At 37.3% G+C, this 20,904-nt stretch carries 21 protein-coding genes; 5 read left to right on the top strand and 16 right to left on the bottom strand.

Going from position 1 to position 20,904, the window contains the following annotated elements:
* Positions 1-11: 11 nt before the first annotated feature.
* The 5 genes from accA to ACQKNZ_RS08380 form a co-directional block, all read right to left on the bottom strand.
* Positions 12-977 carry an acetyl-CoA carboxylase carboxyl transferase subunit alpha gene (gene accA, locus ACQKNZ_RS08400; RefSeq protein ID WP_154310403.1) on the bottom strand — a complete coding sequence of 322 codons (966 nt, stop codon included), beginning with the start codon at positions 975-977 and terminating at the stop codon, positions 12-14.
* A complete protein-coding gene (gene accD / locus ACQKNZ_RS08395) occupies positions 971-1,843 on the bottom strand; it encodes an acetyl-CoA carboxylase, carboxyltransferase subunit beta (RefSeq protein ID WP_154310401.1) in 873 nt (290 codons plus the stop codon). Before accD ends, accA begins: the two co-directional genes overlap by 7 nt.
* On the bottom strand, positions 1,844-2,488 hold the full coding sequence (locus ACQKNZ_RS08390; protein WP_427659128.1) for a FadR/GntR family transcriptional regulator: 645 nt from the start codon (positions 2,486-2,488) through the stop codon (positions 1,844-1,846).
* Between the two features lie 401 nt (positions 2,489-2,889).
* The gene (gene dnaE, locus ACQKNZ_RS08385) at positions 2,890-5,943 is read right to left on the bottom strand and encodes a DNA polymerase III subunit alpha (protein ID WP_427659126.1); all 3,054 of its coding nucleotides are present in this window, start codon (positions 5,941-5,943) and stop codon (positions 2,890-2,892) included.
* Positions 5,944-5,953: 10 nt separating this feature from the next.
* Positions 5,954-6,886, bottom strand: coding sequence for a DHH family phosphoesterase (locus ACQKNZ_RS08380; protein ID WP_427659124.1), 933 nt, complete (start codon positions 6,884-6,886; stop codon positions 5,954-5,956).
* A gap of 92 nt (positions 6,887-6,978) precedes the next feature.
* Here ACQKNZ_RS08380 and ACQKNZ_RS08375 point away from each other — a divergent pair, with 92 nt between their 5' ends.
* The gene (locus ACQKNZ_RS08375) at positions 6,979-7,287 is read left to right on the top strand and encodes a YtpI family protein (protein ID WP_154310395.1); all 309 of its coding nucleotides are present in this window, start codon (positions 6,979-6,981) and stop codon (positions 7,285-7,287) included.
* A 59-nt stretch (positions 7,288-7,346) separates the two neighbouring features.
* Here the strand turns inward: ACQKNZ_RS08375 and ACQKNZ_RS08370 are convergent, their stop codons facing one another.
* Positions 7,347-8,654 (bottom strand): DRTGG domain-containing protein, encoded by a 1,308-nt coding sequence (locus ACQKNZ_RS08370; RefSeq protein ID WP_144535390.1) that lies wholly within the window; start codon positions 8,652-8,654, stop codon positions 7,347-7,349.
* Positions 8,655-8,715: 61 nt separating this feature from the next.
* Positions 8,716-9,399 carry a metal-dependent hydrolase gene (locus ACQKNZ_RS08365; protein WP_154310393.1) on the bottom strand — a complete coding sequence of 228 codons (684 nt, stop codon included), beginning with the start codon at positions 9,397-9,399 and terminating at the stop codon, positions 8,716-8,718.
* Positions 9,400-9,513: 114 nt separating this feature from the next.
* On the opposite strand from ACQKNZ_RS08365, the gene ACQKNZ_RS08360 reads away from it, so the two are divergent.
* Positions 9,514-10,605 (top strand): M24 family metallopeptidase, encoded by a 1,092-nt coding sequence (locus ACQKNZ_RS08360; RefSeq protein ID WP_154310391.1) that lies wholly within the window; start codon positions 9,514-9,516, stop codon positions 10,603-10,605.
* 398 nt (positions 10,606-11,003) lie between these two features.
* Here the strand turns inward: ACQKNZ_RS08360 and ACQKNZ_RS08355 are convergent, their stop codons facing one another.
* The 3 genes from ACQKNZ_RS08355 to ald all read right to left on the bottom strand — a co-directional run bounded on the left by ACQKNZ_RS08355 (position 11,004) and on the right by ald (position 12,896).
* Complete coding sequence (locus ACQKNZ_RS08355) at positions 11,004-11,357, bottom strand: fluoride efflux transporter FluC (protein WP_427659121.1); 354 nt, start codon at positions 11,355-11,357, stop codon at positions 11,004-11,006.
* Positions 11,354-11,710 (bottom strand): fluoride efflux transporter CrcB, encoded by a 357-nt coding sequence (gene crcB, locus ACQKNZ_RS08350; RefSeq protein ID WP_427659119.1) that lies wholly within the window; start codon positions 11,708-11,710, stop codon positions 11,354-11,356. The genes ACQKNZ_RS08355 and crcB overlap by 4 nt, the downstream gene beginning before the upstream one ends.
* A gap of 70 nt (positions 11,711-11,780) precedes the next feature.
* A complete protein-coding gene (ald, locus tag ACQKNZ_RS08345) occupies positions 11,781-12,896 on the bottom strand; it encodes an alanine dehydrogenase (protein ID WP_154310384.1) in 1,116 nt (371 codons plus the stop codon).
* Between the two features lie 199 nt (positions 12,897-13,095).
* On the opposite strand from ald, the gene ACQKNZ_RS08340 reads away from it, so the two are divergent.
* The gene (locus tag ACQKNZ_RS08340; protein ID WP_144535378.1) at positions 13,096-13,548 is read left to right on the top strand and encodes a universal stress protein; all 453 of its coding nucleotides are present in this window, start codon (positions 13,096-13,098) and stop codon (positions 13,546-13,548) included.
* A 324-nt stretch (positions 13,549-13,872) separates the two neighbouring features.
* Here the strand turns inward: ACQKNZ_RS08340 and ACQKNZ_RS08335 are convergent, their stop codons facing one another.
* From ACQKNZ_RS08335 to sppA, 5 genes are all read right to left on the bottom strand, one after another.
* Positions 13,873-15,063, bottom strand: coding sequence for an acetate kinase (locus ACQKNZ_RS08335; protein WP_154310382.1), 1,191 nt, complete (start codon positions 15,061-15,063; stop codon positions 13,873-13,875).
* Between the two features lie 65 nt (positions 15,064-15,128).
* Complete coding sequence (locus tag ACQKNZ_RS08330) at positions 15,129-16,058, bottom strand: class I SAM-dependent methyltransferase (protein ID WP_154310380.1); 930 nt, start codon at positions 16,056-16,058, stop codon at positions 15,129-15,131.
* 73 nt (positions 16,059-16,131) lie between these two features.
* Positions 16,132-16,635, bottom strand: coding sequence for a thiol peroxidase (gene tpx, locus ACQKNZ_RS08325; protein WP_144535373.1), 504 nt, complete (start codon positions 16,633-16,635; stop codon positions 16,132-16,134).
* Between the two features lie 34 nt (positions 16,636-16,669).
* The gene (locus ACQKNZ_RS08320; protein WP_191696765.1) at positions 16,670-17,254 is read right to left on the bottom strand and encodes an RDD family protein; all 585 of its coding nucleotides are present in this window, start codon (positions 17,252-17,254) and stop codon (positions 16,670-16,672) included.
* A gap of 12 nt (positions 17,255-17,266) precedes the next feature.
* Positions 17,267-18,280, bottom strand: a complete 1,014-nt coding sequence (gene sppA, locus ACQKNZ_RS08315) for a signal peptide peptidase SppA (protein WP_144535369.1) — start codon at positions 18,278-18,280, stop codon at positions 17,267-17,269.
* A 155-nt stretch (positions 18,281-18,435) separates the two neighbouring features.
* Between sppA and ACQKNZ_RS08310 the strand changes: the two genes are divergently transcribed.
* A complete protein-coding gene (locus ACQKNZ_RS08310) occupies positions 18,436-19,236 on the top strand; it encodes an NAD kinase (RefSeq protein ID WP_144535367.1) in 801 nt (266 codons plus the stop codon).
* A 7-nt stretch (positions 19,237-19,243) separates the two neighbouring features.
* Here ACQKNZ_RS08310 and rarD read toward each other — a convergent pair whose 3' ends face one another.
* Positions 19,244-20,152 (bottom strand): EamA family transporter RarD, encoded by a 909-nt coding sequence (rarD, locus tag ACQKNZ_RS08305; RefSeq protein WP_225215932.1) that lies wholly within the window; start codon positions 20,150-20,152, stop codon positions 19,244-19,246.
* A gap of 158 nt (positions 20,153-20,310) precedes the next feature.
* Between rarD and ACQKNZ_RS08300 the strand changes: the two genes are divergently transcribed.
* A complete protein-coding gene (locus ACQKNZ_RS08300) occupies positions 20,311-20,898 on the top strand; it encodes a hypothetical protein (RefSeq protein WP_427659114.1) in 588 nt (195 codons plus the stop codon).
* Positions 20,899-20,904: the final 6 nt, after the last annotated feature.

Raw genomic sequence — 20,904 nt, 5'->3', positions numbered from 1 at the left:
AAAAAATGCGTCTAGTTAGACACATTTTCTTTGTACTTACCAATTTGTTTAAATTTATTGTACCTTGCATCTACTAATTCAGTTGGAGATAGCTTCGAAAGTTCTCGAAGAGATTGAATAATAGCTTCCTTCATGTACTGAGCTTGTGTCTCTAAATCCTTATGAGCACCACCATGTATTTCTTTTATGATTGTGTCAATGATGTTCATTTGTTTTAAATCCGGGGCAGTAATTTTCATAGCCTCTGCAGCCTGCTTGGATAGTGAAGAATCTTTCCAAAGAATTGATGCTGCTCCCTCAGGAGATATAACTGAATACGTAGAGTTTTCAAGCATATGGATATGATTCGCAACGCCTAAAGCCAATGCTCCGCCGCTACCACCTTCACCAATAACGATGCTAATAACCGGCACTTTTAAACCGGCCATTTCTACTAAGTTTCTTGCAATAGCTTCACTTTGACCTCTTTCTTCTGCCGCCTTGCCTGGATAGGCACCTTTTGTATCAATAAGGCAAATGATAGGTCGATTAAATTTTTCCGCTTGCTTCATTAAACGTAAAGCTTTTCGATATCCTTCCGGATGGGGCATTCCAAAATTTCTTTTAATATTTTCTTTCGTATCATGGCCACGTTGGTGTCCAATAACTGTGATGGGATTCCCATTCAATAACGCAATGCCTCCAATAATCGCCGCGTCATCACCGTATGAGCGATCACCATGCAGCTCGATGAAATCCGTAAATATTTGCTGTATATAATCACTTGTAGTAGGTCGACTTGGGTGACGAGCAACCTGTACTCTGTCCCAAGGCTCCATGTTCTCATAGATCTCTATTTCCAGCTTTCTGAGACGTTCTTCAAGATTCTCTATCTCAGTAGACATATCTACCTCTGCAGTCGCAGTATAATCTTTAATCTCTTCAATTTTACTTTTTAACTGAACAATTGGCTCCTCAAACGGAAGTACCTTTACCATGTGATAACCTCCTTCTGCATGTGTAGATTAACTAAATTCGCTACTGTATCTCTCATTTGCTTTCGATGGACTACTGCATCAAGCTGACCATGATCCATTAAAAATTCGGCAGTTTGGAAATCTTCCGGAAGCTTTTCTCTAACTGTTTGTTCAATGACTCTTCTTCCAGCAAAGCCTATCAAAGCCTTTGGTTCAGCCAAGTTTATATCTCCTACTGAAGCAAAGCTCGCTGAAACCCCCCCGGTAGTTGGATGAGTTAAGATAGATATATATAATAATCCATGATCACTATGTCTACGCAAAGCGACAGACGTCTTCGCCATTTGCATTAAGGATAGTACACCTTCCTGCATTCTTGCTCCACCGCTTGCTGTGTAAATAATGAAAGGAACTTTTAGCTCTGTAGCTTTTTCAACAGCTCTTGTAATCTTTTCTCCTACCACTGACCCCATGGAGCCCATTCTAAAGTGAGAGTCCATCACAGCAACAACTATCGTTTGTCCTTGTAGCTTTCCGACACCGGTTAAGACAGCCTCGTTTAGTCCCGTCTTATTGGAATCTGATTTTACCTTTTCTGTGTAGCCTGGAAAATTTAAAGGGTTAACCGTTTCTAGATGGTCATCCATTGATACAAATGTGTCTTCATCTAGAAAAATTTCAATTCGTTCTTGAGCTGTCATTTTCATATGATGATCACAGGAAGGACAAACTTTTAGATTTTTCATCAAGTCCTTTGTAAACACATTCTTTCTACACTCAGGACATTTAACCATTATTCCTTCTGGAACATCATTTTTTGCCTTCTCCGATGGTATCGTGGCATATTTTCTTTTCTGATTCTTTCTAAATATATCTCGAATGCTCATTTAAACATCTCCCCTGTTTAGTAACAATAGCCAATCCTCAAAAAGAGAAATTCCTTTTTGCTCATCTCCTAGCTTTATACATTCTAGCAGTAGAGTCCATATTCCTTTCTCTTCTAAAGTCATGTAGCTACGATAAGGCTCTCCACCGTATTGTTTCAATAAAAACCATATTTTTAAGCCAAGGCGATTATTCGAAATGATTAAAATTTCTCTAATAATATCTTCCCTAAGCACTTCTTCCTTTAGTAACTTTTCGATAAATGCATCCCAAATTAATAGTTTATGAAGTTTATCCGAATGGCAGACCTGTCTAATAGCATCTTTTTCGAGCGATGCTCTAGTTGTGTGTACATCTTCCTTTGATTTGGATTCTGGCAAGATGAAAGTGGATAACAACTCAACTAATTGATGCTTTCGATAATCTGAAAGAAAGGTCCCTTCGCCTCTTCTCGTTTCTATTAAACCAAGTAGCTCTAGGCTTCTTAATGCTTCTCTTACTGAAGACCTACCAACTTGAAGCCTTTCTGCTAATTCTCGTTCAGATGGCAATTTACCACCTATAGGAATTTTTTCATCGTGGATTAACTGCCTCAACTGTTTTACAATTTCTGAAAACATTTTTCTAGAGTTATTATTTGAATCCATCCACCATCACTCTTCCATTAATTACAAAGTGGTCAGACCACTTATAAATAATAGGATACATAAATTTTTCTTAAACGTAAAGGAAAAATTGCATATGTAACAATGTACTGTCTATTTTTTATAAGAAAGTCATTTCTTCTGGAATTTTCTGAATTAGAAGCTATACCAACTTTTTTTATAAATTTTGCTTAATTTGTGACGTATAAGTATTCAAGTTTTTAAGTTCATATCCTGCTTTGTAATTTTTCACATGAGTTTAGTAGCTTAACATTAAAAACTAATCATAAATGCTAGCTAAGCTAAGGATTCACTTAAATAAAAAAGACAAAGATAATCGAGAGATTGTACTCTCATTATCTTTGTCTATAGTCTGTAATAATGCATAAAGACTGTTGGTTCGTTTAGTAGAGTGTAATATTTTTAGCGATAACCTGAACTCTATTATTTCTGCTCTCTCTCTTGCCCTCCACCAAAATGATGGCTTGTTCTTTTAAAATTGCGTTAAACTTAGCGTATTCCTCCGGAAAAAGAGTTACTGAAATGTTTCCAGTGTCATCCTGAATTGTGACAAAGGCCATTGCCTCTCCTTTTTTAGTCCGAATTCTTCTAATTTCTTGTATCATTCCAATAGCATGTACAAAGGAGTCCTTAGAGGATTGCATTATATCCCATATATGCTGCGCCTTGTCGTTTGTTTTTTTCTTGGAGACCGTAGGATGCTCTGAGAAATATTGGCCAAGTACTTCCTTCTCAAACTGAAGCTTTAGCATTACTGGTAATGGATCCGTTTTAATATATTTAGATTTGCCAAAAGGTGATGAGTCTCCTTCAAATAAATCTGTTTCCTCAGTAGGACTGACAAGCTCTGCATATTTTACTGCGGCATCAATAGTAGCCAATAATGTGGAACGCTCTACTCCGAAATCATCCAATGCTCCAGCCTTCACAAGTGGCTCTATATTTTTACGTGTAAAAAAAACGGCTGATAAATCAGTAGCTAAGTCAAAAATATCTTCCCACTTAGCAGATCTTCTTTGTCTTTGCTGTAGTAGCTTTTGAGTGAAAGGATAAGATATTCCCTTCACTGCCTGTAAGCCAAAACGAATACCATTTTGCTCCACCGTAAAGGTTGATTGACTTTTAAAAATTGATGGTGGTAATACCGAAATTTGCTTTTGCTTCATTTCTAGCACTAACTGATTGATCTTGTCCTGATTGCCTATAGCAGTACTTAATAGAGCACCATAAAATTCTAAAGGATAGTGGGCCTTTAAATAGGCCATTTGATAAGAGATTACACTATAAGCAACTGCGTGACTTTTAGGGAAGCCATAATCTGCAAAACGGACGATTAAATCATAAACAGAGGTGGCAGCCTGCTCTTGATGTCCAAGCTGTTTTGCCTTATGAACAAAGTGGCTGCGCTCCTTTTCCAATACTTCACGGATTTTTTTACTAACTGCCCTACGGAGCAAATCAGCTTCACCGAATGTAAAGCCTGCCATTTGAGAGGCAATCTGCATAATTTGCTCTTGATAAACAATAATACCATATGTTTCTTTCAGTATTGGCTCTAAAACAGGGTGCTCATAAGTGACTGGCACATGCCCAAGCTTACGCTTAGCATACAGAGGAATACTTTCCATTGGGCCTGGACGGTACAAGGCATTCACTGCCACAATATCCTCAAATCTAGTTGGTTTAATTTGCTTTAGTGCACTCCTCATACCACTCGATTCCAATTGGAACACTCCTGTTGTATCTCCTTTTTGCAATAAGCGGAACGTTTGCTCATCATTGAACGGTATTTCCTTCAAAGAAAAGCTCTGTTTTTTATAATGAATGGAATTTAGGATTCGCTCCATAATGGTCAAATTTCTTAAACCTAAAAAGTCCATTTTTAACAGACCCTTTTCCTCTACTTCCTTCATTGGCCATTGAGTAAGGTAGATATCCTCATGCCCTTTTTGTATAGGAACAATGTCCACAAGAGGAACTGGTGACAACACAACTCCAGCTGCATGCGTGGAAGCATTTCTAGGTAATCCTTCTAATTTCAATGCAACATCAAACCATTTTTTTCGTATATTTTCTGTTTGGATGAACTCACGTAATTTTGATGATTGATCATAAGCCTCTTTTAAGGTGATTCCTAGCTTTGAAGGGATAAACGAGGAGATTGCCTCTAATGTACTGGATTCAAAGCCAAACACTCTCGCTACTTCACGAGCAGCTGCTTTGGCGGATAACGTACCAAATGTAATAATTTGAGAAACATAGTTTTGACCATACTTTTCTGCTACATAGCGAACAACGTCCATTCTTTTCGAGTCAGCAAAGTCAATGTCAATATCAGGCATAGTAATACGTTCTGGGTTTAAAAAGCGTTCAAATAGAAGTCCATATGGAAGAGGATCTACATCCGTAATATACAATGTGTAAGCTACAAGAGAGCTGGCGGAGGAACCCCTTCCCGGTCCGGTTAGAATATTTGACTGCCTTGCAAATTTCATAAAATCTTGAACTATTAAGAAATAATCCTCATATTGCATTTGACTAATGACGTCTAACTCATAGTGTAGTCTTTCTGTGTAGTCATGGGTGTAATGAGGAATACGAGCTTTCAGTCCCTCCTCACATTGGAGAGTTAAGTAATCCTTAGCTGTAATCTCAGCCGGCAATGGATACTTCGGCATTATATGCTTCTTTTTATCAAAAACAACCATACATCGCTCTAGCATTAATTTTGTGTTCGACAGCCATTCAGGCACGTCTGTAAACCATTCCTGCCACTCCTCATGGGAAAGCAAATGAGAATCAGGCTGAGGTTTTTTCCTTTGAAAATCAGACATTTTTACGGACTGATCCATCGCATTTAAAACTTCAAAGGCAAAGGCATCATCCTTCTCAACATAGCGACATTCATGATAAGCAGTAAGCTTAATATTTTCCTCTCCACAGGTTTTTCTAATCGCTTTCTCTTCCTCTGTTTCAATGCCGCTCGGTCGTTCTACGCCAACAAACAAATAGGTTGGAGTAAATATAGATTTCAGTTCCTCAAGAGAATCCTTGGAAAATAACAAATCTGCTTTATAAACGGCTATGATTCCTTCTTTATAGGCATGAAGCCACTTTTTTGGAAGTAAATCTAGCTCTCTTGTTTCCATACCACTTGAAATTTTCAAGATATTCTCATAACCTTTGTTATTTTCCGCATATAGAACTATTGATACCGGACTGTAGTCTAACTGGACTTTTAAAGTTAGACCGATAACGGGTTGGATTTGATTTTTTATGAGCGTATGCCAAAAAGGCAACACACCATACAACTTGCTGTTTGTAATGGCTGCTACCTTTGTATTATTCTTTTTCAGCTTTTCAACGAGCTGCTCCAATTGAATTGTACTTTTCAGCATATCCGCTGATGTTACAATTTGGGGATATACTGTTTGCATTCAAACCACCTCAATTTACAGCTTTTTTTAAATCTTCTATTACCCGATCTGCTTCTTCCCATGAATGAGCGGTTGCACCCGCGGCTAAAGGATGTCCTCCTCCACCATACTTCTTCGCTACTTCATTGATAATCGGTCCCTTGGAACGTAATCGTACCCGAATTTCCTTCTCGTCCTCGATGAAAAATACCCAGCATTTCATACCTTTCACGTCTGACAAGGCACTTACCAATAAGGAAGCCTCAGATTCTGCTACTTGATATTTATTCAGCAACTCTTTTGTAAGTTTCATATGCCCTACACCATTTTCCATTTCGAAATTGGCATAGATATAACCTTTTAGCTGAAGCATGTTACTCTCTACCTCATACATTTCATTGAACAAAGTAGTTCGGTCAAACCCATAAGACAGAAGCTTACCAGCATAAAACATTGTTTGCTCGGTAGTGCTCTGGAACATAAATCGACCAGTATCGCCTACAATACCTGCGTATAACAATCGAGCAATAGAAACATCTAACTCCCAACCCTTATATTCCTTCGCTTCTTCATAAAGCTCACAGATCATTTCACTTACAGAGCTAGCCTCTGTGTTTACCCATAATAGGTCTCCATAAGCATCCTCGTTAGGATGATGGTCTATCTTGATTAAAAAACTACCTAGTTTATAACGGCTATCATCGATTCTCTCTGTATTTGCAGTATCGGTCACAATAACTAGTGCATCCTTAAAATCCTCGTCTGAAACAGAATCTGGTTTTGCTAGAAAATCTAAAGTACTTTCATGAGTACCCGTTGCCCAAACTTTTTTGTCTGGATAATTTAATGCGATAAGTTCCTTTAAACCAATTTGAGAGCCATATGCATCCGGATCGGGTCTAACATGACGATGTATAATAATTTTGTCATAGCTTTCGATTGTGTCGATGATTTGTCTTTTCATTATTTTTCCTCCGTAGAGACGTAACTACTATTCGCCTTTTTTTAAATTTACCTATACAATAAAAGTAGCATTACTTTTATTGGAGGTACATTATGTTTATAAACGGTATATTAGTGTTAGGTATAATAGTCTCTTTTGTATGGTATTTTTATTTTAAAACAAAACAGCTTCGCGCAACACTTCCGATTCGCAAAAAATGGTATACTGCGAAAGCTTCCGTTTGTCTTGGAGCTTTTATTGTATTTTTTGGCATTAACTTTTTAGTGATTTATCAATCAGCCATCACTTATGTGGTTTCGATACTATTTATATTAATCGGCGGTTATTTTATGTACCATAATTATAAAGCAGCCAAACACTATGGTCAGTTTGTCCAAGAAGAACTTAATCTAAATCAATGATGCGGCATTATGCCGCATCATTTTTTTGTCCTTTACTAATAAAAGCTAGTTAGCAAATGCTATCTCTCTAGTAATTGATAAGTGACCATTGCCTTCCCAACTAACTGCTTGTCATTGAAAACTTCGATATCCATTTTTGCTACTTTTCTGCTCATTTCTAATAGCCTTGCTTGTATACGAAGTATACTTTCTAATTGTATTGGTTTTGTAAAATAGATTGTCATATTTTCTACAACGGATTCTCCACGTTTTCGGATTTTCAACGTTTGAGCTCCTGTCTCCGTTAAAAGAATAGTAAAGGCTCCATAAGACATCGCTCCATAATGATCGGTCATTTGAGGAGTAACGACAAATTCAAATATAAATTCTTCTGATGAAACTACTTTAATCTGTTGTTTTACTATATCGTCAATCGTTTCACCGTTTTGAGGTTGTCTAGAAGCTGCTTGTAATGCCTTTAAAACATCTTGTCTACTAATGACACCTACTAAGTAATTGCTATCCTTAACTACCGGCAGCAGGTCAATGCCCTCCCATATCATCCGATGACTGGCAGAGGCTACACTTGTTTTCATAGTTATCGAAATAGGATTCTTCGTCATTACCTTTTCAATTATCTCATTGCTATTTTTCCCTATGACATCTCTAGCCGTAACAATTCCGACAAGCTTATTAGCTCTATCTACTACCGGGAATCCGCCATGAGTTGTTATATTATTTAAGTCTCGGTATTGCTTCACCTGGTCGGTTGCATATAAATAATAGGTATCTTCTAAAGGAACATATATATCCTCTATAAGCAGAACATCTTTTTTTATCAACTGGTCGTCAATAGCACGATTTATCATAGTTGCTACTGTAAAGGTATCATAGCTAGTAGAAATCACCGGTAGCTCTAGTTCATCAGCCAACTTTTTTGTGTGGTCTAGAACATCAAAGCCCCCTGTGATTAGTACTGCAGCTCCTGCTTTTAAAGCAGTTTCATGCACCTTCAAACGATTACCAACAATCAATAAATTGCTAGGCTCTACATAACGCATCATATCCTCTAGCTGCATTGCGCCAATTACAAATTTGTTCAACGTTTTATATAATCCTGCTTTTCCACCAAGCACCTGTCCATCGACTATATTCACAACCTCAGCAAAAGTCAGACGTTCAAAATGTTCCTTTTTCTTAAGCTCTATACGAATCGTACCAACTCGTTCAATGGTACTAACTATTCTTCTATTTTCTGCTTCCTTTATCGCTCTATAAGCTGTTCCCTCGCTTACCGATAAATCCTTAGCAATTTGCCTAACCGATATTTTATCACCAACGGGAAGGTTTTCAATGTAAGCTAAAATCTGCTCATGTTTTGTTGTCATGTAGTCACATCCAAACGTTAGTTATACGCTTATTGTAACACATATTAATAATTTTCTAATCCTATGAGAGTGTAACAAATTCTCCAGCTGAAAGTACTTGTACATCTGCTTTTTTAACTAAGCCTTTAAAGTACTCTGGATCCTGTTTAATAGGCGGAAACGTATTATAGTGAATTGGAACTACTATTTTTGGTTGGATTAGCTCCGTCGCATAGGCAGCGTCCTCTGGCCCCATTGTAAAATTGCTACCTATTGGTAGAAAGGCAATATCAATATCGTGTCGCTCTCCTATAAGCTTCATATCACCAAATAAACCCGTATCTCCCGCATGATAGAGAGTAGTTCCCTCAGCACTGAAAATAATTCCAGTAGGCATACCTAAGTAAATTATATTTCCATCCTCCGTGGTCGTAGAAGAGCTATGAAAAGCTTGTGTAAATTTCACTTTACCAAACTCAAATTCACGCTCTCCGCCAATACCCATCGGATGTACTTCTACTCCTTTAGATTGTATGTAATTTGCTAGCTCAAAAGGAGCGATGACAATCGCATTGCACTTTTTAGCAATTTCAACAGTATCCCCCACGTGATCATCATGACCGTGTGTTAAAAGAATAGCATCCACCTGTTGTTCTGATGCCTTCAAGTCCGTAATCTCATTACCTGTGATAAAGGGATCGATTAATATAGTGTGAGATTTTGTTTTTATTTTTACTACTGAGTGTCCGTGATAACTAATTTTCATTTTGATATCTCTCCTTCAAATAGTATTAGGTTCACTTATTGTTCATTCAACGTAGATGCGAGAATTCCTTTATTCTGCTATCCTTATCTTATAAACTAAAAAGAGGTGCTACATTTGAAAACTATTGAAAAAATACAATCTTACCTACAAACTAATAATATAGATGCGGCGTTTGTAACTACTCCTGATAACGTCTTCTATTTTACTGGATTTAGAAGCAATCCGCACGAACGTTTACTCGGCGTAATGATTTTTAAAAATGCTGACCCATTCATTATTTGCCCCAAAATGGAGATGCCAGATGCCAAAGCGGCTGGTTGGGCAGGTAAAATTATTGGTCATCAGGATACAGAAAATGCTTGGGACATTTTAGCATCGGCAGTAAAAGACAATGGACAGTCTATTCAAAGTCTTGCTATCGAAAAGTCTCATATGACTGTAGAAAGATTAGAAGCAATAACAAAAAGATTTTCATCCCTACAGATTAATCGTTTAGACGAGAAGATTAACGAGCTTCGTGTAATTAAATCTGAGGAAGAATTAATTAATATGCGTAAAGCAGCAGAGTTAGCCGACTACGCTATTGAAGTGGGTTGTAAAGAAATTGCTGAAGGCAAAACAGAATTAGAAATTCTAAATGCGATAGAGCTAGCTGTAAAAGAAAAAGGCGCAGCTCAAATGTCATTTGATACGATGGTATTAAGTGGTCCGAAAACCGCTTCTCCACATGGAACTCCAGGTGATCGTAAAATCCAAAAAGGTGACTTTATCCTATTTGACCTTGGAGTTGTATATAACGGCTACTGCTCTGATATTACACGAACTGTAGCATTCGGTGAGCCATCTCCTGACAAAAGAGAAATCTATGAAACAGTGCTGAAAGCAGAACTAGCAGCTGTCCATGCAGTGAAGCCTGGTGTAACTGCTATGGAGTTAGACAAAACTGCTCGCGATGTAATCACAGACGCTGGTTACGGGGATTACTTTACACATCGTTTAGGTCATGGCTTAGGAATATCTGTTCATGAATTCCCTTCAATTACAGGTGTAAATGAAATGGTATTAGAAGAAGGCATGGTATTTACAATTGAACCAGGAATCTACCACCCAGATATTACAGGCGTTCGAATTGAAGATGATGTAGTCGTAACTTCGGATGGAGTAGAAGTCTTAACTAAATTCCCTAAAGAATTACAAATTCTTTAAACAAAAAAGAGTTTAATCCTCTATTGGATTAGACTCTTTTTTCATATAACCATCGAATAGAAACCATTTACTTTAAAAGTATAGAGAGAGATTTTTGATTTACGCTCCTAAGCGGACGCTTTCCGCGGGGGGAGCGATAAGCCATCACCGTCGCTAACGCGCCGTACATGATGGCTTATCTGTCTCCCTCCTCCCGCAGGAGTCGCCGCTTATCGCTTCAATCACATATAGAGAGAAGCGGTCAGAAAGTATATGAAACGAATAAAAACAGTTTACTGAAATAGCATGAACGAGAGATTTTTGATTTACGCTCCTAAGCGGACGCTTATCGCTCCCCCTACCGCAGGAGTCGCCGCTTATCACTTCAATCAATAATAATTAAATTGTTTCTATCAAAGTTAAAATACTTTACCTAGCATGTATCCTATGAATGCCACTAGTAAGCCACCGACGTAGGTGGCCGTAAAATAGAAATAGTATAACCTTCTATATTTCTGTAATTTAATTAACTCCACATTTAAAGTAGAAAATGTTGTTAGTGCTCCTAATAGTCCAATGCCAATCATCAAATAATAAATTCCTTCCGCATGCAGTCCACATAGTAAGCCAAGCATAAAAGAACCTATTATATTAACGAAAAGTGTACCCAGTGGAATCTTAGTATGCTTATTTAATTTTTCCGATGTATAGTATCTTATAATTGCTCCAAGGAAACCTGCTCCCCCTACTGCTATTAAAGAAAGAAGAGTCATTCGTCCACCTCTTTTTTCCACGCGAGATTAGTCAAAATAATGCCACCTATGATACTACTTGCCAAATAGAGCATAGCAAGAAGGATATGAGCTTGTTCTATCAACTGAATAGTTTCCATACTAAAAGCAGAAAAAGTTGTAAAAGAACCAAGGAATCCCGTCCCTAGAGCTAAACGTAATTTCAAGGAGAACCTCTCTGTACGAGACAAAATAAAGGCCAGGACAAAACAACCGATCCAATTCACAAGTAAAGTGGAAAAAGGAAAAGTAGATTGAGGAGCTAAATAGATACCGATTATATACCGGCAAATTGCCCCTAATCCTCCAGCAAAACCAATATATAAAAAGTTCATTTCCTCCACCTCTCTGTCCTAAAAAGTTAGAAATCACCCAGACTCAAAGGAGCTGGGTGATTTGTCATTCTTATTTTAATAATGATGTAACGTCTGTATAAGGCAGACCTTGTGCTTCTGCAACTGCTGCAAAAGTAACGTGACCATCTAGTGTATTAATCCCTTTTTGAAGTGCTAGATTATCTAAGCACGCTTGCTTGTACCCTTTGTTTGCGATTTGCACCGCATAAGGTACAGTAGCATTTGTTAATGCCATAGTAGATGTTCTTGGAACAGCTCCAGGCATATTTGCAACTGCATAATGCACAACGCCATGCTTCTCATAGGTTGGGTTGTCATGAGTTGTTATTCTATCAGAAGTTTCAAAAATTCCACCTTGGTCGATGGCAATATCAATTACAACCGATCCAGGAGTCATAGATTTAATCATATCCTCTGTTACTAGTTTCGGAGCTTTAGCACCCGGTATTAATACAGCGCCTACTACTAAGTCTGCTTCTTTCACAGCTTCTCCAATATTATATGGGTTAGAGATTAGTGTTTGAACATTGCTTCCAAAAATATCTTCTAATTGACGAAGACGATCTACATTTAAATCGATAATTGTAACTTTCGCGCCCATGCCGATTGCTACTCGTGCAGCATTTGTTCCTGCAATACCTCCACCGATAATCGCAACATTGGCACGTGGAACCCCTGGAACTCCAGCAAGTAAAATCCCTTTACCTCCATGAATTTGCTCTAAGAATTGTGCACCGATTTGAGTTGCCATACGTCCTGCAACCTCACTCATAGGAGAAAGAAGTGGTAAGGAATTGTTTGGTAATTGAACCGTTTCGTAAGCTATTGCTGTCACTTTCTTTTCTAACAATACTTTTGTTAAAGCTTCTTCAGGAGCCAGATGTAAATAAGTGAACAAGATTGACTCTTCTTGAATTAAATCAAATTCGTCATGAGTTGGCTCTTTTACTTTCATCACCATTTCTTGGTTCCATGCTTCCTGAGCAGTTTGAACAATGGTTGCTCCTGCAGCGACATAGTCTTCATCGGTAAAGCTAGAACCTAATCCTGCTCCTGTTTCGATGAACACTTGATGGTTATGTAGAGTTAAGCTAACAACTCCCGCTGGTGTCATTGCGACACGATTTTCGTGGTTTTTAATTTCCTTTGGAACTCCTATACGCATACCTATATCCCCTTTAACAAGATTAAATAGATTAGTGAAACAAGTATATTTTAGCATTAATAATTCCAAATTGCTCATCAATTTCTTTTTTTAATCCGTCTTTGTTCACAAATTAGACTAAATAACTATTAAAAAATAGCAGGAATAAGAGGATAAGTATAGAAATATAATAGTATAACAAACCCAGGAGGGATTTATAATGACATTAAAATACAATCAAATCTTAGTAGCTGTAGACGGATCGAAGGAAGCTGAATTTGCATTTAAAAAATCTGTTTCTATTGCTGAAAGAAATAACGCAACTTTAAATCTTGTTAATATAATTGATACTAGATCTTTTGCTGCAATTGAAGCTTATGACCGTTCTATCGCTGAAAGAGCACAAAATTTTGCAGAGGATTTACTAGATGGTTATAAAAAAGAGGCACTTGCTGCAGGTGTTGAAAATGTAAATATTATCGTTGAGTACGGTTCACCAAAGACAATGATTTCCAAAGATCTTGCAAACAAAGTACAAGCAGATTTAATCATTTGTGGAGCAACTGGTCTAAATGCTATGGAGAGATTCTTAATTGGTAGTGTGTCTGAATATATTGTTCGTTCTTCTACTTGTGATGTTCTTGTTGTTCGTACTGATGAAGTGCAAGCTTAATCTATTAATAGAATTAAAAGAGAACTTTGGCTTATGCCTTGGTTCTCTTTTTTATTTTGAAAAGTTGTAAAATTGAGGAGGATGAATAAAGCAGGAATAATAAGAAAGTAGAAGTTGATTTTCGCTTTCTGTGGGGTTGAGCGATAAGCCATCACTAAAGTGGAAATAAACAATAGTTCTTCCTTAAATTATTATGCATTATTCATTCCTATTATTGTTATAGGGAACACAAAAAGTGTTGTATATCATTCAATATGCTAATATATCGGCAATGATTGGACGTAAGAAAATAATCATTATTAGTTTAGGTTCTCTTCGTACTCTTTACAACCCAGAAATCCTCATAACATCTTTAGCGATCATGATTTCTTCATTTGTCGGGATTACGATAACCTTTACAGGAGAATGCGGATAGTTGATGAAACCTTCTTTGCCGTGTAGCTTGTTTAGATCTGGGTCCATGTAGATTCCCATGAATTGAAGCCCTGAGAGTACTTTTTCACGGATGACCTCGCTATTTTCGCCAATGCCCGCTGTAAAGATTATTGCGTCTACACCATTCATTCTAGCAGCGTATGATCCGATGTATTTGTGTATTCTGTTGGCAAAGACATCTAGTGCTAATTGGGCACGATCATTACCTTTGGTCGCCTCTGTAACAATGTCTCTTAAATCACTTGAGAAGCCAGATACGCCGAGCATCCCGGATTTCTTGTTTAAAATGTCTAGAATACCCTCTGCACTCTTCCCTGTCTTCTCCATTAAGTAAGGTATTAATGCAGGGTCTATGTTTCCTGATCTTGTCCCCATTGTAACTCCAGCGAGTGGAGTAAAGCCCATTGAGGTATCGATGGATTTGCCTTTGTGAATGGCTGCAATACTTGCCCCATTACCGAGATGACATGAAATTAGACGAGTAATCTCTAACGGTCTATTTAACAGTTCCGCTGCTCGATGCGCTACATATTTATGAGAGGTTCCATGGAAGCCGTATTTTCGAATACTGTATTTTTCATAGTAATCATAGGGAATAGAATATAAATAAGAGCTTTCTGGCATAGTTTGATGGAATGCAGTGTCAAAAACTGCAACAGCAGGAATGTCCGGTAATACCTTTTGGAATTCTCTTATGCCAGTAACATTAGCAGGATTATGCAAAGGTGCAAATTCTGCTAGTCTTTCGATATTCTGAATAACATCTTCGTCTATTAAAACAGAATCACTGTACGTTTCTCCACCATGAACTACACGGTGTCCAATCCCTTGGATATTCTCTAACGAATCTATCACCTTATGATCAATAAGCATTTTAATAAGCAATTTAACCGCCTGTTCATGGTTTTCTACTTGCTCTATCAGGTGTATTCGCTCATCGTCAAAGTTCATCGTAAATACAGGGTTAACTAATCCAATTCTTTCGATTAATCCTTTTGCTATCACTTTTTCTTCTGGCATTTTGTATAATTGAAATTTTAAAGAAGAACTACCTGCATTCACTGCTAAAATATTCGGCATAAGAAAACGCCCCTTCTTTATACTGATACAATAATTGTACCTTGCATAAAAGGGGCGGGCAAATTTTACCTATTATTTTGTTCTTGCCATATGTCAATTTTTTGAAAGAAAAGTTCCATTGCTTCTCGATTCGTCATACTTGGAACCTTAGCAAGCAATACCTCACGCGGAGCCTGTAAATTTTCACCCTTCTTTTGTAAAATGAGCAGGCTCTTTTCTTGGGCTTTGTTCTTAAAAATAGAGCCTGGTAGTTGAATAACTGCCTGAATCCAACCATTTTCTTTAATAAATTTATGCAGCTGTGCGGCTTGTTTTGATTCAAAAATACTTGCCGGAACTAGGAAGTAAAGGTATCCACCTGGTTTTACATGCTTCATTGCTTGTTCCATGAATAGATGATGTGCATAAGGCATCTCATCCTCAGTATGCAAGAAATAGTCTTTGGAAGTTTCCTCGTCTGGATAATAACCCACAGGTAAATCGCTTACTACTATATCAACCGGATCGATCATTAATGGACGTATTGCATCCTGTCTAAATAGCTGGATGTCCTGCTCTAATAACTCTCCTACCTGTGCCGCAAGCTGGATAAGCAACTCGTCAATTTCTACTCCAAAAGCATGGGAGGAATTTGGTAGAACATTCATTAATGTATACAGTAGGTTTCCAGTACCTAGCGCAGGGTCTAAAAAGGATAGCTCCTTTTTATCCTTATTCATTTCTTTTACGAAATAGCTTAAAAGTAATCCAATGGCGTCAGGTGTCATTTGGTGATTTACTTGTGTTGATCTATTCATCCCTTTTAAGATTCCTAGTTGTATTGCTTTGCGAATCTCTTCTTTTTTAGGATTTACAAGATCAGGTTTTTTCTTTTCTTCGAGCCATAGCTCAAGCGCATAGACGATTCCTTCAAGATAAGGAGCGGATTCTTGCTCTTCTATAAAAGTGGCTTCTTGATCGATAAATGAAAAGATTTTTTCTACGTTTGTTTGCATGGTGATCCCTCAAATGAAAACCCACTCGAGAAAGAGTGGGTTTACTTATTTTTTATAATTTTTAGACTAATAGTTATTGTGCTGCTTTTACAGCCTCAAGAGCTTTTTCGTAGTCCGGATGGTTCGTTCCTTCACTTACAATCTCCTTGTAAGTCACAACACCATTTTTGTCTACCACGAATACAGAGCGTGCAAGTAAGCGTAATTCTTCCATTACTACTCCGAATGCTTTACCAAAGGAAAGGTCTCGGTGATCAGATAATGTTTGAATTGCATCAGCTGCATTTGCTCCACACCAACGAGATTGTGCAAAAGGTAAATCTACAGAGATTGTTAAAATAACAACATCATCACCTAGACTTGCTGCACTCTCATTAAATTTGTTAGTTTGTGCAGAACAAACACCAGTATCAAGGGAAGGTACTACACTAATTAATCGAGTTTTGCCAGCTGAATCCTCAAGAGTTACTGGGGATAAGTCATTAGCTAATACTGTAAAGTTCGGAGCTTTTTCTCCAACCTCGACCTCTTTACCACCTAAAGTTACAGGATTATTTTTAAAAGTTACTTGTGTCATAATATGTAGCCTCCTTTTCAATACTTTCATCTTACTAGAATTCGTTCGTCTCTTGCAACTCATTTGCAACGGGAACTTGCTTATACGACACTTTTTCCTTTTTATCGTACGTATTCTCGTGAACAACTAGTGTGTCCGCAATATAATCATGAATCGCTTGTTTTTTTGGTGTAAACGCAGCTACTATATACGGAAGGTTAAATGGAATAATTGAGATTAATCGGCCTATCCACTCTCTAAAAATAACATTCCCCCATGTTAACTTTCCTTTATTTTTGGGAATCACTCGAATACCAAAAATCATTTTACCAATTGTCTGAGCAAAGAACTTAGTCATAAGAACGAAGTAAAGATAAAAAATGACAGCCGTTACTATCGAAATTGGTGCATACCAGCTCGGATTGTTAATGTCGATTGAAAATAATCGGAAAATCGGTTTGACCAGCAACATACCAATGGATGATAATACGAGCAGATCCACGGTGTAAGCCCAAAAACGAATCCAAAATCCGGCCGCCTTTTGTACATAACTTTCCGTTTGCTGTACAACTATTCGTTGTTGGGTTGACGATGGGCTTTCTTGCACATTCTCCCCATCGTTTTGTACAAACTCACTCATCTAGAACCCTCCTTATTCATTTCCATATAAGTACATCATTTTTGGTGCTGAATTGTCCGCAATTAGTTTAGCGATTAGTTTAGATTCAATATCTACTCCTAAAAATGATTGTGCTTTCATCGCAAATAACGAAGAGAAGCTAGGTGAATATCCGTACTCGAATACTTCTGCACCCTCCAAATCATAGTCTGCCTGAACTGCGGCAACTGCATCTTCTAAGAAACCAAGCTCATCTGCTAGACCAGCTTCGACTGCCTGTCTTCCATTTAAGATTCTTCCATCTGCTACTTTTTTCACTTCTGCCTCGGTCATGTTACGACCTTGTTCTATAATATCTACAAAATCTTCATAAGAATCATTCAGCATTTCTTGAAGCATATTACGCTCTTCCTCTGTCATGTCTCTTGTAGGACTCATAATATCTTTATAAGGACCAGATTTAATCGTAACAAATTCTACTCCGTATTTTTCAGCTAGGCCACCATAGTTAATACTCTGCATAATAACCCCAATGGATCCTGTCATTGTTTCTTTATTAACAAATATTTTTTCCGCTGGTGCAGATATGTAATATCCTCCTGAGGCTGCCATACTTCCCATTGAAACGTAAAAAGGTTTTCCTGTTTCCTCTTGGATTTCTCTAATTTCCTTGTAGATTTGAGCAGATTCCACAACTCCTCCACCAGGTGAGTTAACTTGAAGAACAACTGCTTTTACTGAGTCATCATATCTCACCTGATCTAATTGCTCTAGGAAAAATTGATGATTATAACCTTCTGTACCAAACAAGCTTGTAGTACCACCAGTGTCTTGAATAGTTCCATCTACTGTTAAAATGGCAACTCGTTCATCTATGCTGCCTGGTTCTAGAACTGTTTCAAAGAATTCTGTATTTGCGGTGGAAGTAACCTCTTCCATTAATGTTGACCAATTTGTTGAAAAGATTGATGAAGCTGTATTGACAACCAAAGATATGGCTAACAAAATAGAAGCTCCGACTATAGCCAACCAACGTTTCGTATTCATATTTCTATTTTCCTCCTTTTTCTATCCCTTTTACATACGTTATAAATGTCTAAATGTTTCACTAAATGATAAAATAAAAGTACATAGACTAAAAGTACAATTTTAAATAATAGATTTCGTACATTAAAGTATTAGCATAAAAAAGGAGCATGCATATGACTTCCAGAAATAATATCTACTTATACACTAAAAATGACACAGACTCACTACGACGAAAAGAATTGTTGCAAAAAGTTATTCATCAGCATGGATTTAAAGCTGTTGATAATTTTGAAGAAGCTTCTATTATTGTTAGCATCGGTTCTGACGCTACTTTTTTACAGGCAGTTAGAAAAACCGGGTTTCGTCAGGACACTCTTTACGCAGGAATCTCTATAACTGATTCTTTAAACATGTATTGCGATTTTTTCGCAGATGACATAGAGAAGATGGCAGATGCTGTACAAAAAGATAAAATTGAAGTTCGCAAATATCCTATTTTAGAGGTCTCTGTAAATAAGAACCCAAAGTTCTTTTGTCTAAATGAATTTACTATTCGTTCCAATGTCATCAAATCTTTTGTTTTAGATATTTTTATTGATCAAAAGCATTTTGAAACCTTTCGAGGAGACGGGATGGTCATTTCTACCCCTACCGGTAGCTCCGCATACAACAAATCATTAAACGGCGCTGTAGTGGATCCGCTCCTTCAATGCATTCAGGTTGCTGAAATTGCATCTATGAATAGCAATGAATATCGAACACTAGGTTCCCCTTTTGTATTAAGCAGTGAAAGAACTCTAGAGCTTCGCTTGCAGCAGGATTGGAACGACTATCCATCCATGAGCACAGACAATGAGGCACTAAGCATTCAGCATGTGGACACTGTTACCCTTTCCTTGAGCGATAGAGTAGTGAAAACCGTTAAGCTAAAAGACAATAGCTATTGGGATAAGGTAAAACGTTCTTTTCTATAAATCACACTTATACTATTAGCATTTTCTTTCTTCTTAATTCTAGAATTTTTGAAAAAGTAAATAATAAAAGCGCAACCCAAATGAAAGAAAAAGAGATGAACTCTATTTTACTAAATTTTTCACCATATACAAAGATACCTATAAGTAACATCAGTGTTGGCGCAATGTACTGAATAAATCCTGACATATAAAGAGGCATTGTTTTTGTACCTTTTGCAAATAGGACAAGTGGAACTGCAGTAGCTACACCCGTAAATACTAGAAGTATGGTTGTCGTAAAATCGCTCGAGAAAAATACCGCTTGATCTGCTACAACCATGTAACTAAAGTAAGCTAATGCAACTGGAAGCACAAATAATGTCTCAATAGTCAGCCCTCTTAACGGATCAATGGTGATTCTTTTCTTAATCAGCCCGTAAAATGCAAATGTACTTGCTAATAACATGGCAATCCATGGTATTTCACCATAGGAAATAGTAAGTAAAAGCACACCTGTCGCTGCTATTAGGACGGATAACTTTTGGGCCCAAGAAAGCTTTTCCTTCAAAAAGACAATGCCAAGCAATACGGATAGTAATGGATTGATGTAATATCCGAGACTCGCTTGCACTATATAGCCCTCGTTTACTGCAAATATGTACAAAAACCAATTTCCTGTGACTAAATAAGAGGCTAAAACAAGACTCCAAAAAGACTTTTTGTCCTTCCATAAATTTTTTAGGTCTTCTATTAAAACAGAAAACCTTCGACCTAGTAGGACTACTATCAATGTGAAGACGAATGACCATATAACACGTCCAGATAATATTTCACCACTAGCAACATGGTCCAACAGCTTCCAATAGATTGGCATAAATCCCCACCAAGCATATGCCAGCACAACTACAATAATTCCTTGCTTTTCTTCTGCACTCAAAACAAACACCTTCTTTACATACTTTGGCACACGAAATAATAGCATTATTATAGTTCTTTATCTAACTAAAGTAAATACGCAGAGTAGTTGATAAGCGAAATAAACAAGGGTTACCTTGAAGGCAATCATATAATGTGAAATTACCTAGGAGAATGTTTATGTTTACTGAAAAACAATTAAAATATTTAATTGCAGGTAAAGTAATAGGCAATAGCTTTCCATATAATACAAATGATCATCTTGAAATCGAAGCCCATATTCGACGACTATTTTATCAAATAAATCGTATTCCCAACTTAACATGTGTGGTAGAATGGGATCATTTTGGTAGCGGATTTGCCTCATTTGTGGAATTATTTTGTTTTCGAAAGGAAGATATTATAGTTATAAAAGAAAATAAAGAGCATAAAACAGAAAGGATAGAAGGAGTTGTTATCAATATATGTCGCTTAGCCCCTGTGGCAATATTAGGAGAAGATGAAAGAGATAAGACAATCCATATCATAACAAACGAAGTCGTTGGGGGCAGTTATAGCATGTTAGAGCATCCTAATCAATTAAAAACTAGTGAAAAATTTAGTCCAATGGTAAGGAAATTGAAAGCCGTATTAAGTAAGTACGATTATACACTTTTGGAAGCAGAAAATATAAATAAACCTTTGCCTTTTCAGGCCAAAATTCCAACGATTTATCGTAAACCTAGGGACTATTTGATAATGGATGCAATTTTTTATTGGGAGGATTAACATGTG

Source organism: Psychrobacillus sp. NPDC093200 (assembly GCF_050280345.1).
Taxonomy (GTDB): domain Bacteria; phylum Bacillota; class Bacilli; order Bacillales_A; family Planococcaceae; genus Psychrobacillus; species Psychrobacillus faecigallinarum.
Note: the sequence above shows the minus strand (reverse complement) of the source record. Positions and strands in the feature narration are given on the sequence as shown.

Bases quoted from the DNA above. Each gene is read 5' to 3' on its own strand.
- accD (WP_154310401.1), bottom strand. From the start codon at position 1,843: ATGAGCATTCGAGATATATTTAGAAAGAATCAGAAAAGAAAATATGCC.
- dnaE (WP_427659126.1), bottom strand. From the start codon at position 5,943: ATGCAAACAGTATATCCCCAAATTGTAACATCAGCGGATATGCTGAAA.
- sppA (WP_144535369.1), bottom strand. From the start codon at position 18,280: ATGAATACGAAACGTTGGTTGGCTATAGTCGGAGCTTCTATTTTGTTA.
- ald (WP_154310384.1), bottom strand. From the start codon at position 12,896: ATGCGTATAGGAGTTCCAAAGGAAATTAAAAACCACGAAAATCGTGTC.
- ACQKNZ_RS08390 (WP_427659128.1), bottom strand. From the start codon at position 2,488: ATGGATTCAAATAATAACTCTAGAAAAATGTTTTCAGAAATTGTAAAA.
- ACQKNZ_RS08335 (WP_154310382.1), bottom strand. From the start codon at position 15,063: ATGCCGAATATTTTAGCAGTGAATGCAGGTAGTTCTTCTTTAAAATTT.
- ACQKNZ_RS08370 (WP_144535390.1), bottom strand. From the start codon at position 8,654: ATGACAACAAAACATGAGCAGATTTTAGCTTACATTGAAAACCTTCCC.
- tpx (WP_144535373.1), bottom strand. From the start codon at position 16,635: ATGACACAAGTAACTTTTAAAAATAATCCTGTAACTTTAGGTGGTAAA.
- crcB (WP_427659119.1), bottom strand. From the start codon at position 11,710: ATGAACTTTTTATATATTGGTTTTGCTGGAGGATTAGGGGCAATTTGC.
- ACQKNZ_RS08340 (WP_144535378.1), top strand. From the start codon at position 13,096: ATGACATTAAAATACAATCAAATCTTAGTAGCTGTAGACGGATCGAAG.
- ACQKNZ_RS08320 (WP_191696765.1), bottom strand. From the start codon at position 17,254: ATGAGTGAGTTTGTACAAAACGATGGGGAGAATGTGCAAGAAAGCCCA.
- ACQKNZ_RS08380 (WP_427659124.1), bottom strand. From the start codon at position 6,886: ATGAAAAGACAAATCATCGACACAATCGAAAGCTATGACAAAATTATT.
- ACQKNZ_RS08355 (WP_427659121.1), bottom strand. From the start codon at position 11,357: ATGACTCTTCTTTCTTTAATAGCAGTAGGGGGAGCAGGTTTCCTTGGA.
- accA (WP_154310403.1), bottom strand. From the start codon at position 977: ATGGTAAAGGTACTTCCGTTTGAGGAGCCAATTGTTCAGTTAAAAAGT.
- ACQKNZ_RS08375 (WP_154310395.1), top strand. From the start codon at position 6,979: ATGTTTATAAACGGTATATTAGTGTTAGGTATAATAGTCTCTTTTGTA.
- ACQKNZ_RS08300 (WP_427659114.1), top strand. From the start codon at position 20,311: ATGTTTACTGAAAAACAATTAAAATATTTAATTGCAGGTAAAGTAATA.
- ACQKNZ_RS08310 (WP_144535367.1), top strand. From the start codon at position 18,436: ATGACTTCCAGAAATAATATCTACTTATACACTAAAAATGACACAGAC.
- ACQKNZ_RS08330 (WP_154310380.1), bottom strand. From the start codon at position 16,058: ATGCAAACAAACGTAGAAAAAATCTTTTCATTTATCGATCAAGAAGCC.
- ACQKNZ_RS08365 (WP_154310393.1), bottom strand. From the start codon at position 9,399: ATGAAAATTAGTTATCACGGACACTCAGTAGTAAAAATAAAAACAAAA.